This is a genomic window from Nocardia sp. NPDC055053 (assembly GCF_053608285.1).
Window position 1 is genome coordinate 361,387 of the sequence record NZ_JBSGVD010000001.1, and the last position, 12,976, is coordinate 374,362.

At 68.8% G+C, this 12,976-nt stretch carries 14 protein-coding genes and 1 other RNA gene; 6 read left to right on the top strand and 9 right to left on the bottom strand.

Translation table 11 applies throughout. The annotated features are described in order from the left end of the window. Window positions 1-18 precede the first annotated feature (18 nt). Window positions 19-222, top strand: a complete 204-nt coding sequence (locus tag ACWF82_RS01605; RefSeq protein ID WP_452496878.1) for a hypothetical protein — start codon at window positions 19-21, stop codon at window positions 220-222. A gap of 127 nt (window positions 223-349) precedes the next feature. On the opposite strand, the gene ssrA is transcribed toward ACWF82_RS01605, so the two are convergent. Next, window positions 350-721, bottom strand: a transfer-messenger RNA (tmRNA) gene (gene ssrA / locus ACWF82_RS01610). 225 nt (window positions 722-946) lie between these two features. Here ssrA and ACWF82_RS01615 point away from each other — a divergent pair. After that, window positions 947-2,245, top strand: a complete 1,299-nt coding sequence (locus ACWF82_RS01615) for an ABC transporter substrate-binding protein (RefSeq protein WP_452496880.1) — start codon at window positions 947-949, stop codon at window positions 2,243-2,245. 4 nt (window positions 2,246-2,249) lie between these two features. On the opposite strand, the gene ACWF82_RS01620 is transcribed toward ACWF82_RS01615, so the two are convergent. From ACWF82_RS01620 to ACWF82_RS01655, 8 genes are all read right to left on the bottom strand, one after another. After that, a complete protein-coding gene (locus ACWF82_RS01620; protein WP_452496882.1) occupies window positions 2,250-3,113 on the bottom strand; it encodes an EamA family transporter in 864 nt (287 codons plus the stop codon). After that, entirely contained in the window at window positions 3,110-3,583 is a 474-nt protein-coding gene (smpB, locus tag ACWF82_RS01625; protein WP_110036321.1) for an SsrA-binding protein SmpB, read from the bottom strand. The genes ACWF82_RS01620 and smpB overlap by 4 nt, the downstream gene beginning before the upstream one ends. Before the next feature lie 55 nt (window positions 3,584-3,638). After that, entirely contained in the window at window positions 3,639-4,580 is a 942-nt protein-coding gene (locus tag ACWF82_RS01630; protein WP_452496884.1) for an acyl-ACP desaturase, read from the bottom strand. Window positions 4,581-4,730: 150 nt separating this feature from the next. After that, the gene (locus tag ACWF82_RS01635; protein ID WP_452496886.1) at window positions 4,731-5,348 is read right to left on the bottom strand and encodes a YdcF family protein; all 618 of its coding nucleotides are present in this window, start codon (window positions 5,346-5,348) and stop codon (window positions 4,731-4,733) included. Window positions 5,349-5,553: 205 nt separating this feature from the next. Next, window positions 5,554-5,790, bottom strand: a complete 237-nt coding sequence (locus tag ACWF82_RS01640; RefSeq protein WP_452496888.1) for a hypothetical protein — start codon at window positions 5,788-5,790, stop codon at window positions 5,554-5,556. Between the two features lie 162 nt (window positions 5,791-5,952). Next, window positions 5,953-7,944 carry a DNA helicase RecQ gene (gene recQ / locus ACWF82_RS01645; protein WP_452496889.1) on the bottom strand — a complete coding sequence of 664 codons (1,992 nt, stop codon included), beginning with the start codon at window positions 7,942-7,944 and terminating at the stop codon, window positions 5,953-5,955. A gap of 96 nt (window positions 7,945-8,040) precedes the next feature. Continuing rightward, window positions 8,041-8,826: a histidinol-phosphatase gene (gene hisN / locus ACWF82_RS01650; protein ID WP_452496891.1), complete on the bottom strand. Its 786-nt coding sequence runs from the start codon at window positions 8,824-8,826 to the stop codon at window positions 8,041-8,043. Between the two features lie 230 nt (window positions 8,827-9,056). After that, window positions 9,057-9,647, bottom strand: a complete 591-nt coding sequence (locus tag ACWF82_RS01655; protein ID WP_452496893.1) for an NADPH-dependent FMN reductase — start codon at window positions 9,645-9,647, stop codon at window positions 9,057-9,059. A gap of 141 nt (window positions 9,648-9,788) precedes the next feature. On the opposite strand from ACWF82_RS01655, the gene ACWF82_RS01660 reads away from it, so the two are divergent. The 4 genes from ACWF82_RS01660 to ACWF82_RS01675 all read left to right on the top strand — a co-directional run bounded on the left by ACWF82_RS01660 (window position 9,789) and on the right by ACWF82_RS01675 (window position 12,965). Then, window positions 9,789-10,646 carry a helix-turn-helix transcriptional regulator gene (locus ACWF82_RS01660; RefSeq protein WP_452496895.1) on the top strand — a complete coding sequence of 286 codons (858 nt, stop codon included), beginning with the start codon at window positions 9,789-9,791 and terminating at the stop codon, window positions 10,644-10,646. A 66-nt stretch (window positions 10,647-10,712) separates the two neighbouring features. Then, on the top strand, window positions 10,713-11,831 hold the full coding sequence (gene prfB / locus ACWF82_RS01665; RefSeq protein ID WP_452496897.1) for a peptide chain release factor 2: 1,119 nt from the start codon (window positions 10,713-10,715) through the stop codon (window positions 11,829-11,831). A gap of 140 nt (window positions 11,832-11,971) precedes the next feature. Further along, window positions 11,972-12,829 (top strand): mechanosensitive ion channel family protein, encoded by an 858-nt coding sequence (locus tag ACWF82_RS01670; RefSeq protein WP_379309462.1) that lies wholly within the window; start codon window positions 11,972-11,974, stop codon window positions 12,827-12,829. Beyond that, window positions 12,816-12,965, top strand: coding sequence for a hypothetical protein (locus ACWF82_RS01675; protein WP_365034010.1), 150 nt, complete (start codon window positions 12,816-12,818; stop codon window positions 12,963-12,965). The genes ACWF82_RS01670 and ACWF82_RS01675 overlap by 14 nt, the downstream gene beginning before the upstream one ends. Window positions 12,966-12,976 lie beyond the last annotated feature (11 nt).

The following is a 12,976-nucleotide window of genomic DNA, read 5'->3' on the forward strand; positions in this document are numbered from 1 at the left end:
CACGAGCGAGGAGCAACCATGAACCGCGTTCTGTCCAAGACCATCGCCACCGCGGCGATCACCCTGGCGTTCGGAGCGTTCCCGACCATCGCCGCAGCAAGCCCGACCGAAACACCACCCACCACCCAGCCCGTCGTCGGCGGCGCGCCGACTCCCCCGTTCGACCCGATCTGTCCACTGTGCTTCATCCGCGAAGCGCTCGAAAGCCTCTCCGCGAAGTAGGACCAGCTTCCGGGTGGCCAGACCCTCGGCGTACGGATCGTCGCCGAGAGTCGTGAGCGCGCTCGTGTACACACAAACTGTCCGGGTACGAAAAAGCCCCTCACCTGGGTGTCAGGTGAGGGGCCTCGAGTGGAGCTGCCGGGAATCGAACCCGGGTCCTCCGCCGCGTCTTCAGGGCTTCTCCGTGTGCAGTTCGCTAGGCCTCTACTTGGACCTCCGGGTCTCGCGAACAAGCCCGGATGACGATCCCAGTCGCTGTTCGATGTCCCGTCCGACTCCGCGACCGAGCCGAACGGTAATTCCCTCTAACTGATGCCAGTACCCGGGTCGAGGGACGAACCCGGACTGACAGAGACGACCTGCTACTTAGGCAGCGAGGGCGTACTCGCGCTGATTGGAATCGGCGCTTAATTGGTTGCAGCGACGCTTACGGTGGTCTCTTGCCTGCACCGACACGCTTCCCCTGAATCAACGTACGCAGTCGAAACCGTTCAGCCCCGTACGTGCCCGCACCCTGCGGGCTAGTCATATTAACACTCCCGCTGTCGCGGATCTTCCCATTATTTCTGCCAGTGGGCGATGTCGCCCCGGTGACCTCGTAGCGAACTTCACCGACCCGGCTCGGTCAATCTGGTCAGCGGTGCCGGTCGGGGCGGGTACTGTTCTCGATCGGTCGCACCGGGACAGCGAAATCCTTTGGGCGGCTGGAGCAAGGAGTTACCTGATGGCATTCACCAAACCGCGGGCACTGCGCCGTGCCGCGGTGATCCCGTTCGTAGCCGGTCTCGTCCTGGCCGGGGCCTGCTCGTCGAGCGAGCAGGCCGATGGCCCCGGCGTGACGAGTGCGCCCTGCCCCGGCTCGGCGCACAAGGACCGGGGCTGCATCTATCTCGGCGTGCTCTCCGACCTCGGGGGCGGGCCGTTCGCACCGCTGGGCATCTCGATGAACGAGGGACAGCTGGCGTTCTGGAACCAGGTGAACCAGTCGGGCGGCATCGGCGGCTACGACATCGACATCACCACCTACAGCCGCAACACCTCCTTCGATCCGCGGGTTCATCGCACCGCCTACCACGAGATCGAACCGCACGTGCTCGCGCTGGCGCAGAGCCTCGGTACCGGGCAGTCGATCGCGCTGCTCAACCAGATGGACTCCGACGACATGGTCAGTGTCGCGGCCACCCAGTGGTCGGGCTGGAACTATCGCAGCGCCGACCGCAACCTGGTGCTCAGCGCGGGCTACTCCTATTGCACCGAAGCCGTGATGGGCCTGGACTGGTTCGCCGAGAACCACTACGCGCCACGCAATATCGCCATCGTCGCCTATCGCGGCAACTGGGGCGGCGACTACGCCAGCGGCGCGCTGAAGTGGGCGCTGGCCAACGGAGCCACCATCGCCGATCGCATCGACACGGGCCCCAACGGCGAGGTCGGCAACCAGGACAGCCCGGTCGAGGAGGTGCTGGCCGCGTCACCGGATCTGGTCATGCTGGCCACCGGGCCCGCCGAGACCGCGGAGATCGTGGGCAAGCTCGTGAAGGCGGGCTTCACCGGCCGGTTCCTCGGCTCCCTGCCCACCTGGAACGCGGCCCTGCTGCAGACGGCCGCCGCACCCGCGCTCACCGCGCTGTACAACTACACGACCCCCGTCGACAGCTGGAGCGGCGACAGCGTCGGCGCCCAGCGCGCCCGCGCTGCCGTCGACCACGAACCGGCCAACTTCGGCTACTCGCTGGGCTGGGCGATCTCCTATCCGCTCAAGTCCCTGCTCATCGCGGCCGCCGCCGACGGCGAGCTCTCCCGCTCCGGCCTGCGCCGCACCATCACCGATCTGAAGACGGACGGGGAGGGCATGGTGGTGGTTCATCCGGCAGGTGCCACCGCACCCGATCTGTCCGCGGAGTGGTCGGTGGTGTTCAAGCCGGACGCGACAGCGCCGATGGGGGCCAGGGCGATCAGCACCGGGTACCAGGGGACCACGCTGGGACGGCTGGGCATCCAGGAACCCTGCACCCGGCTCTAACCGCTCAGTTCGCGGCGATCATCCCGACCGCCGCGAGCGCGAGCACCATCCCGACCTTCTGCAGCCCGCCGATCCGCTCGCCGAGCAGGACCATCGCCAGCAGGACGGTCGCGGCCGGATACAGCGAGCCGATCACGCTGACCACCGACAGCATCGAGCCGTGGAAGGCATAGAGCAGCGCCGCGTTGGCGATCACGTCGAGCACGCCGATCGCCAGCGCGAGCCGCAGCGGTTCACCGTGCAGTCCGCGGAATTGGCCCGCGGCCAGCGCCGAGGTCCACACCACCGCTGTCGCGGCGGCGCGCTGCCCGAGCAGCGGCCACAGGCCCGCGCTGGCGCTCGTCTCGTGCAGGAAGAAGAACGCGAAACCGAACGCGGCGCCCGACCCGACGGTGAGCAGCGCGACCCGCCGGCTGAACCGCAGTTCCCGGCCGCCGATGATCTCCTCGGTCGTCTCGTCGGGCGCCTCCCGGCTGACCAGCACCACCGCGACCAGCGCCAGCGCGATCCCCGCGATCGCCACCGGCCCCGGCCGCTCGCCGAGGAAGAACCCCGCGATCACCGGGATGCCGGCGACCAGCACCGCGGTCACCGGTGACACCACGGCCATCGGCCCGTCGGCCAGCGCGGCGTAGAACCACCACACCGCCAGCCCGCTGGCCACGCCGGCGGCCAGGCCCCACAGCATCGATGCGGCGTCCGGGTGCCCGCCGACCAGCGGCGCGATCAGCAGGACGAGCAGCACCGACCACGGGTACGACACGACGACCACCCGCAACGCGGTGACCCGACGTGCCGCGATCCCACCGAAGAAGTCACTGACTCCGTACCCCGCCGCCGCCACGAGGGCGAGCAGGACGGAGATCAACGCATGCCTTTGACCCGCCGACCGATCTCGCGCGTGACCTCACGCTCGGCCTGCCTGCGGGCCAGGTCCTGGCGCTTGTCGTAGTCCTGCTTGCCCTTGGCGAGGGCGAGCTCCACCTTCACCTTGCCGTCGGAGAAGTACATCGACAGCGGCACCAGTGTCTGGTTGCCCTCCCTCGACTTGCCGACCAGGTGCTCGATCTCGCGCTTGTGCAGTAGCAGCTTGCGGGTGCGCCGCGGCGAATGGTTGGTCCAGGTGCCGTGGCTGAACTCCGGAATGTGCAGGCCGCGCAGCCACACCTCGCCGTTGTCGACGGTAGCGAAGGCGTCGACGAGAGAGGCTTTGCCTTCGCGCAGGCTCTTCACTTCGGTGCCGACCAGCGCGATCCCCGCCTCATAGGTGTCGAGGATCGTGTAGTTGTGCCGCGCCCGGCGGTTGGTCGCGATGACCTTCCGGCCCTTTTCCTTCATGACAGTCAACTCTAAGTGACCGCGCCACCCGTTTATTCCGTGGTCCGCCCCGCACTCAGCTCGCGACGCGTTCGGCGGCGCGGGCCAGCGCCCGGTCGCGTTGCTCCTCGAACCGGGCGGCCTTGACTTCCAGGTCGATGAGGTAGGCGTGCAGTTCGTCGCGGGCGCGTTCACCCTCGGCGCCGAAATCGGTGCGGTCGAAGACCTTCCAGGTGCGCAGCACGGGCTCGAGCACGACGTCGAGGTGCTGGCGCAGGTCGTAGACGCCGTGCTTGGCCAGCAGCACCGCGTTGCGCCGGAAGTTGGGCTGGTTGAGACCGGGCATCTGGAAACGCAGGACGACATCGGTGATGGCCCGCATGGCCGCGTCGGGTGTGAGGTCGAGGGCGGCCGCGCACAGCTTGCGGTAGAAGATCATGTGCAGGTTCTCGTCGGTCGCGATGCGCGCGAGCATCCGGTCGGCGATCGGGTCGTCGCACAGCCTGCCGGTGTTGCGGTGGCTGATCCTGGTCGCCAGCTCCTGGAAGGTGACGTAGGCGACGCCCTTGAGGAACTGCGAGCCCGGCTCCGGCTTGGCGATGCCTGCCGTCATGTGCGCCATCCTGGCCTCTTCGAGCGCGACCGGGTCGACCGCGCGGGTCACCACCAGGTAGTCGCGCATGACGATGCCGTGGCGGTTCTCCTCGGCGGTCCAGCGCCCGACCCAGGTGCCCCAGGCGTTGTCGAAGCCGAAGGTGTCGGCCAGTTCACGGTGGTAGGAGGGCAAGTTGTCCTCGGTGAGCAGGTTGGTGATCATCGCCGCCTTGGCCACCTCGCTCAGCCGCGACTGCTCCGGATCCCAGTCGATCCCGCCCATCGCCGCGAAGTTGCGCCCGTCGTCCCAGGGCACGTAGTCGTGTGGGTGCCAGTCCCTGGCCTTGGCCAGGTGGTCGTTCAGGTTGGCTTCGGCGGTCGGTTCGAGCTCGGCCAGGATGTCGCTGTCGGACAGGACCTTCATAGATGTCACCTCGGAAATGTGCGGGCGGGGACGGCGGCCCCCTCGCCCAACGATGGCGGGTGGGCGGCCCCGTGGCGGTCACATGACGAAACACTGTGTCCGCTCACAGGAAGTGGCGGTGCTGCCTAGGCGCACCGCCGTCTGTGCCGGTCAGGCGGGCGGTAGGGCGGGACCGAACTGGTCGATCCGCAGCGGGAGCGCGGGCCACAGCGTGCGGTCGGGGGTGAGCTCGCCGACGACCAGGACGCCCGCGTCGTCGAACGCGGCCCTGGCCCGGTCTACGTGATCGCCGGAGGTCACCAGCACGGCGGCGTGTAGGTGGTGTTCGGCCATCAGCGCGGCGGTGTTGCGGGCGTTGGCCACGGTCGAATCCGCGTGCGGCTCACGCAGAATCCGCGCCGGGTCGATGCCCGCGGCCACCAGCCAGTCGGCCATCGCGTCCGCCTCGGTCAATCCGGCCTTGGGATTGCCGCCGGTGACGATGATCGGCGACCATGGCGCGAACACCGCCTGCACGATGCCCGCCCGCAACCGCCGGACCAGTTCCGCGCGCAGAGCGCCCTCGGGTGTCAGTCCGTAGCCGAGGATCACCACCGCGGTGTCGTGGCCGTAGGTGCCGGGCAGCACCGGCGTCAGGACCCGGTGCAGATCCTGCACCGCTGCCGGCGCGGACGGTTCGGCGGTGCCCGCTTGTGCTGCGGCACAGACGAATCCGGTCGCCGCCACCGCAGCGCATACCCCTCGTGTCATCCAGGTGACCCACACCATGTCCGTCGCCTCCTCGAGCTGGACCGATCAGCTCGATCGATCTGAGGAGGCCAAGAGTGCGCCGCGAATCGGGCCGCCGGAAGCGCTATGACCTGCGGCTACCACAGGTCACAGGACTCGGCGTGATCCACTGGTCCGCAGCATCGCAAACATTCCGGAACCACGCCGGTGCCGGAATGTCGTCGGCGAGTGCGGATGCGGCGGGTCAGCCGCCGGGGCGCAGAGCCAGATAGAGCGCCAGGGCTCCGGCGAAGAGGAGAATCAGGGCGACCGTCGACCAGCGCGGCCTGCCCCGGCGGACCACCGGGTGATGGCCGCCGAGCAGGCTCGGCGCGACGACGGGGTCGATGTGCCGGTGCGGCATCGGCGGCAGCGGGGCGTCGGCTCCGCCCTGGCTCGCCCCGCCCGATGTCTCGCTCTCGGAGCCTTCACCGTTCGCCATAGCTCGACAGTATCGCGCGACACCCGGGTTCGTCGCGCGTTCCTTGTCCCGCCCGTGCGGGCCGCGGGCGTGGCCTTCGCCGGTGCTGTGCAGGGCCGGGCGAAGGCGAGACGTTCGTCATCGGCGCGTCCGACCGGTTCGCGCACGCCGCGGCACGGGCGCCTATTCCTCGGTCAGCGCGGCCAGCACCCCCTCGCCGTAGCGGGCGAGTTTGTTCTCGCCGACGCCGCCGACGGTGCCGAGATCGGCGAGTGAACCCGGTTTGCGCGCAACGATTTCGCGCAGGGTCGCGTCGTGGAACACCACGTAGGCGGGCACGCCCTGTTCCTTCGCGGTGGCCGCCCGCCAGGCCCGCAGACGCTCGAACAGGGGCAGATCGGTGGCGGGCAGGTCGACGGTCGCCTTGGCCGATTTGGCCGCGCGCGCCGGGCGAGCCGCGCGTTCGGGTTCGCGGCGCATCGGCACTTTCCTGCCCTCGAACAGCACCTCGTTGCTGGCGTCGGTGAGCGCGAGCACGCCGTACTCGCCGTGCACGGCGAGCATTCCGCCCGCGAGCAGCTGACGCACCACGCCACGCCATTCGGTGTCGCGCAGATCGGTGCCGATGCCGAAGACCGACAGTTCGTTGTGCCGGTGCTGGGTGATCTTCGGGTTGATCTTGCCGAGCAGGATGTCGACGAGGTGGCCCGCGCCGAAGGCCTGTCCCCGTTCACGTTTGAGCCGCAGCACGGTCGAGAGCAGCTTCTGCGCGGGCACCGTGCCGTCCCAGGTCTCCGGCGGGTTCAGGCACACATCGCAGTTACCGCAGGCCTGGCCGGGCTGACCGAAGTAGTTCAGCAATTGGACGCGACGGCAGCCCACCGTCTCGCACAGGGCGAGCATGGCGTCCAGGTGCAATTGCAGCTGCCGACGGTGCGCGGCGTCGCCTTCGCTGGAGTCGATCATCTTGCGCTGCTGGACGACATCGGCAAGGCCGTAGACCATCCAGGCCGTGGACGGTAGTCCGTCGCGGCCTGCGCGGCCGGTCTCCTGGTAGTAGCCCTCCACCGACTTGGGCAGGTCGAGGTGGGCGACGAAGCGCACGTCGGGCTTGTCGATGCCCATGCCGAAGGCGATGGTGGCCACCACGATCAAGCCGTCCTCGCGCAGGAACCTGGCCTGGTTCTCGGCGCGGGTCCGGTTGTCCAGGCCCGCGTGATAGGGCACCGCGCGCACCCCGTTCTCGTTGAGCAGGGCGGCGGTTTTCTCGACCGAGTTGCGGGACAGGCAGTAGACGATGCCCGCGTCGCCGGGATGCTCGGCGCGGATGAAGTCGAGCAGCTGACGGTCGGCGCGGTTCTTCGACTCGATCCGGTACTGGATATTGGGCCGGTCGAAGCTGGAGACGAACTGCTTCGCCGCGCCGAGGTCGAGTCGTTCGACGATCTCGGCGCGGGTCTTCTCGGTGGCGGTCGCGGTGAGCGCGATGCGCGGGACATCGGGCCAGCGCTCGTGCAGCAGCGACAGCGCGAGATAGTCGGGCCGGAAGTCGTGGCCCCACTGGGACACACAGTGCGCCTCGTCGATCGCGAACAGCGCCACCGTGCCGCGCTCGAGCAGCCGCAGTGTCGATTCCAGGCGCAAGCGTTCCGGCGCGAGGTAGAGCAGGTCGAGTTCACCGGCGACGAACTGCGCCTCGACCGTGCGCCGCTGATCCGGCGACTGCGTGGAATTGAGGAACCCGGCGCGCACACCGAGCGCGCTGAGCGCGTCGACCTGGTCCTGCATGAGCGCGATCAGCGGCGAGACGACGACACCGACACCGGATCGCACCAGCGACGGCACCTGGTAGCACAGTGATTTACCACCACCGGTCGGCATCAAGACCAGCGCGTCACCGCCGCCGACGACCTGCTCGACGATGGCCGCCTGGTCGCCGCGGAAGCTGTCGTAGCCGAAGACCCGGCGCAGCACCTCCTCGGCGGTCTCGCCACGCGCGGGGGCAGCGGCCCGTCCCGGCCTGGCCGGGGCGAGGTCGTCGAAGTGGAAGCCGCCGGTGTCATGGAAATCGTGCTCGGAGACATAGCCACCGTCGGACGGGTACGCGTCGTCGGGCGGGAAGTCGTCGGGCGGGAAGTCGTCGACATCGGGGGCTGTGGCGCCGGAATTGCTCACCGGGCCATCCTACGAGCGAGCGCCGGGCCCGCAGCCCGTCCACCGGACCCGACGACGGCGTTCACCGGTAGTTGCTCACATGTGGATAACTCGGATTCAGCCGCGCAAACAGGCGAGGACCTCGTCCTGGAGCAGGCCGTTGCTCGCCACCGCGTCGCCACCGTGCGGGCCGGATCGCCCGTCCAGGGAGGTGAACGTGCCACCGGCCTCGCGGACCAGGATGTCGAGCGCTGCCAGGTCCCACAGCGACACCTCCGGCTCGGCGGCGATGTCGACCGCACCCTCGGCGACCAGGCAGTAGTTCCAGAAATCACCGTATCCGCGGACCCGCCAGACCGCGTCGGTGAGATCGACGAACTTCTCCCGCAACCCACGCTCGTGCCAGCCGGACAGGCTGGAGAAGGCCAGGCTGGCCGAGGCGAGATCAGGCACCGCCGACACCGTGATCGGCTTCGGCGCCCCGGGGTGCACCTGGACCCACGAGCCCGAGCCCGCCGCCGCCCACCAGCGCCTGCCCAGGGCGGGCGCGCTCACCACGCCGACCACCGGAACACCGTCCTCGAGCAGGGCGATCAGGCTGGCCCAGACCGGCACACCGCGGACGAAGTTCTTGGTGCCGTCGATCGGGTCGACCACCCACTGCCTGCCGGTGAACTCCGCGTCGCCGCCGAATTCCTCGCCGAGCACGGCGTCACCGGGGCGTTCCTCGGCGAGCACACGCCGGATCACCTGTTCGACCGCCAGGTCGGCATCCGAGACCGGGGTCAGGTCCGGCTTCGAGTCGACCTTCAGGTCGACGGCGCCGAAACGCACCCGCGATATCGCGTCGGCCTCGTCGGCCAGTCGGAGGGCAAGGTCCAGGTCAGCGGAGTAGGCAGCCACGGAGGAAGTGTATTTGGAGCGCTGGCGCGCTCGAGGTCGCGGCCCCTCCTGTCCCGTCGGTCAGGCACCGTTGCTTGCTCCTTCGTCGCCTACGCAACGGCACCTGACCGACGGGACGGCCGCGACGGCCGACTGCGTCGGCCTGTCCCCTCCTCGAGGTCGGGGCGCGCGGGGCCGGGTTCGGTGGAAAGCGGGCGATCCCGACCAGGCGATCCGCCCTGGTGACGGACTCAGGCGGTGACCGCGGCCGACCGTGCGGCCACCAGAGCGCTTGTCCACCAGTGCAACTGGTCGAGCAGCGCCCGCGCCTCCGCCTCGAACCCCGCCGGCTCACGCAGCTCACCGTTCTCGTCGAACAGCGTGTAATAGCGCGGGAACGAGACATAGTTGCGCACGGTGTGGGCGTTGAGTTCGTTGAACACCTGGCGCAGGTGCTCGATCGCCAGCAGTCCACCGGAGCCACCGCTGTAGCCGACGAAGCCGATGGACTTGGCGTCCCACTGGGTGTAATGCCAGTCGATGGCCGACTTCAGGGCAGCCGGGTAGCTGCGGTTGTAGTCGGGCGTGACGACGACATAGGCGTCGGCGGCGGCCAGCCGCTCGGTGAGATCGCCCATACCGGCCGGACGCGGCATGTCGGGATCGACCGCGGGCGGCACCGGCGGCAGCGCGGCGGGCAGCTCGGCCTCGGCCAGATCGATGACATCGACCTCGAAGCGATCGTCGACCTGCTGTGCGAACCAGTTCGCGACCACCGGGCCGAACCGTCCCTCGCGGACGCTGCCGATGATGATCGCGAGCTTCAGCCGCTGTGCGGACATGGTGTCCTCCTCTGTCGTTGCTCCGGCCCGTCCGGCCGATGCGTCAACATTCGCCCGCCCCGAACCTGTCAGGGAGACCACGCTGAGAGTGGTAGTGGCACGGCCACTCTCGGCGACGCGCGGCTGGGTACCGTCGATCAGGTGAGCGACAACGAACTCGGGCTGTTCCTGCGTACGCGCCGCGAGGCGGTCTCACCCGCCGAGGTCGGGCTGCCCGCGGGTCAGCGCAGGCGCACGCCGGGACTGCGCCGCGCCGAGGTGGCGATGCTGGCCGGGGTGAGCGTGGAGTACCTGATCCGGCTCGAACAGGGCCGCGACCGGCACCCCTCCCCGCCGGTGCTGTCCGCGCTGGCCGACACGCTGCGGCTGAGCCCCCGCGAACGCGTCCACCTGCACCAGCTCACCAAGGGCATGTCCGGTTTCAGCTGCGGCGCCGCCGAGAACGGCCCCAACCGCATCATCCGGCCCACGATCCGCGCGATCCTCGACCAGCTCGAACCAGCGCCCGCCGCGATCACCAACCGCTTCACCGAGGTGCTGGCCTGCACCGGGGGCTACCGCACGCTGATGGCTCCCAGCGGCCTGTTCGAGCAGGGCGAGCCGACCAATGTGGCCCGGTTCGTCTTCACCCATCCCGGTGCGCGCGAGCTGTACCCGGACTGGGATTCCGCCGCCGACAAGCTGGTCGCCTCGCTCAAGCAGGGCCCGTTTCGCGCCGACCCGATGGTCGCCGCGCTGGTCGACGAGCTCACCGTCACCGCGGGCAGCGCCTTCACCGATCGGCTGGCCGCGCTGCCCGGGTTGCCGCCGTCGGGCGGGATCAACCGGATCAGCCATCCCGAGGCGGGCACCCTGCGCCTGGCCTACGAATCGCTGGATCTGTCCATCGACGACGACCAGTCGCTGTATGTGCTGCTGCCCGCCGACGAGGCGAGCGCGACCGCCCTGGACCGGCTGGTCGGGCGGCGCCCCGGCGGCCTGCGCGCCATCGCGAGCTGACCCGCGCGTGCCCTGGCGGGTGCGTGTGTTTCACCGTGTCGGAGGCGACCGGTAACCTTGGGAATCGTGCATCCTGACGTTATCGCCGACCTCGCCGAACTCGACACCACGCTCAAGACGGTCGAGTCGGTCCTCGATGTCGAGGAGCTGCGCCGTCGCATCGACGAGCTCGAGCACCAGGCGGCCGATCCCGAGCTGTGGAACAACCAGGACCACGCCCAGCAGGTCACCAGCGAGCTCTCGCACGCCCAGAGCGAGCTGCGCCGCGTCGAGGAACTACGCCAGCGCCTGGAAGACCTGCCGGTGCTCTACGAATTGGCCGAGTCCGAAGAGGGCAAGGCCGCCGAGGAAGCCACCGCCGAGGCCGACAACGAGCGGGCCGCGCTGCGCGTCGACATCGAGGCGATGGAAGTGCGCACCCTGCTCTCCGGCGAGTACGACAAGCGTGACGCGCTGGTCAACATCCGCTCCGGCGCCGGTGGCGTCGACGCCGCGGACTGGGCCCAGATGCTGATGCGCATGTACATCCGCTGGGCCGAGCGGCACAAGTACGTCGTCGAGGTCTACGACACCTCCTACGCCGAAGAGGCGGGCATCAAGAGCGCCACCTTCGCGGTGAAGTCGCCGTATGCCTACGGCACGCTCTCGGTGGAGATGGGCACGCACCGGCTCGTCCGGATCAGCCCGTTCGACAACCAGGGCCGCCGCCAGACCTCCTTCGCCGAGGTCGAGGTGCTGCCCGTGGTCGAGACCACCGACCACATCGAGATCCCCGAGGGCGAGGTCCGCGTCGACGTGTACCGCTCCTCGGGTCCGGGTGGTCAGAGCGTCAACACCACCGACTCCGCGGTTCGCCTGACCCACATTCCCACCGGCATCGTGGTGACCTGTCAGAACGAGAAGTCACAGCTCCAGAACAAGATCTCGGCCATGCGCGTGCTGCAGGCCAAGCTGCTCGAGCGCAAGCGCCAGGAAGAGCGCGCCCAGATGGACGCGCTCAAGACCAACGAGGGCGCGTCGTGGGGCAACCAGATGCGTTCCTACGTCCTGCACCCGTACCAGATGGTCAAGGATCTGCGCACCAACTATGAGGTGAACAACCCCTCGGCGGTGCTCGACGGCGATATCGACGGCTTCATCGAATCCGGAATCCGTTGGCGCATGCGGGAACAGGCCGACGCGTAGCCACCTGTTCGCTCGCCTATCCCTGGCGTGTTCGCGTTTGACCGGGCACCGAGACCCCGCTGTAACCTTTCGGGTGTGCGTTCGAGCCAACCGGAACTGTGTCAGCGCGAGCCCCGTCGACTCTCGGCCGGGGCGATGCGATGAGCGGCGTCCTCGCGATCAACACGGCCCCGGAGATCACCGGATGGCTGCGGTCGAGCGGGCTCGAGATCGTCCTGCTGATCGTCGGCGCGATGCTGTTCGGCCGGTTCGCCGCGTTCGTGCGCGACCGGGTGACCACCAAGATCGACGCCGGTTTCCACTCGAGCGACGCGCTGGTCCGCACCGAAGCGGCCAAGCACCGGCACGCCTTGGCCCAGGTCATCACGTGGGTGGTGCTGACCATCGTCTACGTGCTGGTCGGCATGGAGGTGCTGCGCAGGCTCGGCTTCGCGGTGACGGGTCTGGTCGCCCCGGCGGCAGTGCTCGGCGCCGCGCTCGGTTTCGGCGCCCAGCGGATCGTGCAGGACATCCTGGCCGGGTTCTTCCTCATCACCGAACGCCAGTACGGCTTCGGTGACGTGGTGCAGATCTCGGTCACCGGCTCCGCCGATGCGGCCGAGGGCACTGTCGAGGACGTGACGCTGCGCATCACCACCCTGCGCAACTCCGACGGCGAGGTGATCACGGTCCCCAACGGGCAGATCGTGAAGGTGACCAACCTGTCCAAGGACTGGGCGCGTGCCGCGATCGACGTGCCGGTATCGGCGCAGGCCGACATCACCAAGATCAACGAGATCCTGCACGAGGTGTGCACCAAGGCCTACCAGGATCGCCGCCTCAAGCCACTGCTGCTCGACGAACCGTCCGTGATGGGTGTGGAAGATCTCTCGCTCGACGAGATGAACATCCGGATGGTTGCCCGCACATTGCCGGGCAAACAATTCGAAGTGGGGCGCGAACTGCGCGTGCGCGTCGCCGCGGCCCTGCGTAAGGAAGGAATCAGTGAAACCACGTAAGTCGACGGCGATCCTGATGGCCACCTGGGTGTCCACGTTCGTCGTCTACCTGTTCGTCAAGCCCGCCGAGACCGCGAACACCGGCCCGGTGTCGCTACTCAACGCCGTCCCCACCTGGGTCGATCCGACGCCGTAGGATTGCTCGCC

Bases quoted from the DNA above. Each gene is read 5' to 3' on its own strand.
- ACWF82_RS01635 (WP_452496886.1), bottom strand. From the start codon at position 5,348: ATGGTGTGGGTCACCTGGATGACACGAGGGGTATGCGCTGCGGTGGCG.
- ACWF82_RS01605 (WP_452496878.1), top strand. From the start codon at position 19: ATGAACCGCGTTCTGTCCAAGACCATCGCCACCGCGGCGATCACCCTG.
- smpB (WP_110036321.1), bottom strand. From the start codon at position 3,583: ATGAAGGAAAAGGGCCGGAAGGTCATCGCGACCAACCGCCGGGCGCGG.
- ACWF82_RS01615 (WP_452496880.1), top strand. From the start codon at position 947: ATGGCATTCACCAAACCGCGGGCACTGCGCCGTGCCGCGGTGATCCCG.
- ACWF82_RS01630 (WP_452496884.1), bottom strand. From the start codon at position 4,580: ATGAAGGTCCTGTCCGACAGCGACATCCTGGCCGAGCTCGAACCGACC.
- ACWF82_RS01655 (WP_452496893.1), bottom strand. From the start codon at position 9,647: ATGTCCGCACAGCGGCTGAAGCTCGCGATCATCATCGGCAGCGTCCGC.
- ACWF82_RS01670 (WP_379309462.1), top strand. From the start codon at position 11,972: ATGAGCGGCGTCCTCGCGATCAACACGGCCCCGGAGATCACCGGATGG.
- ACWF82_RS01640 (WP_452496888.1), bottom strand. From the start codon at position 5,790: ATGGCGAACGGTGAAGGCTCCGAGAGCGAGACATCGGGCGGGGCGAGC.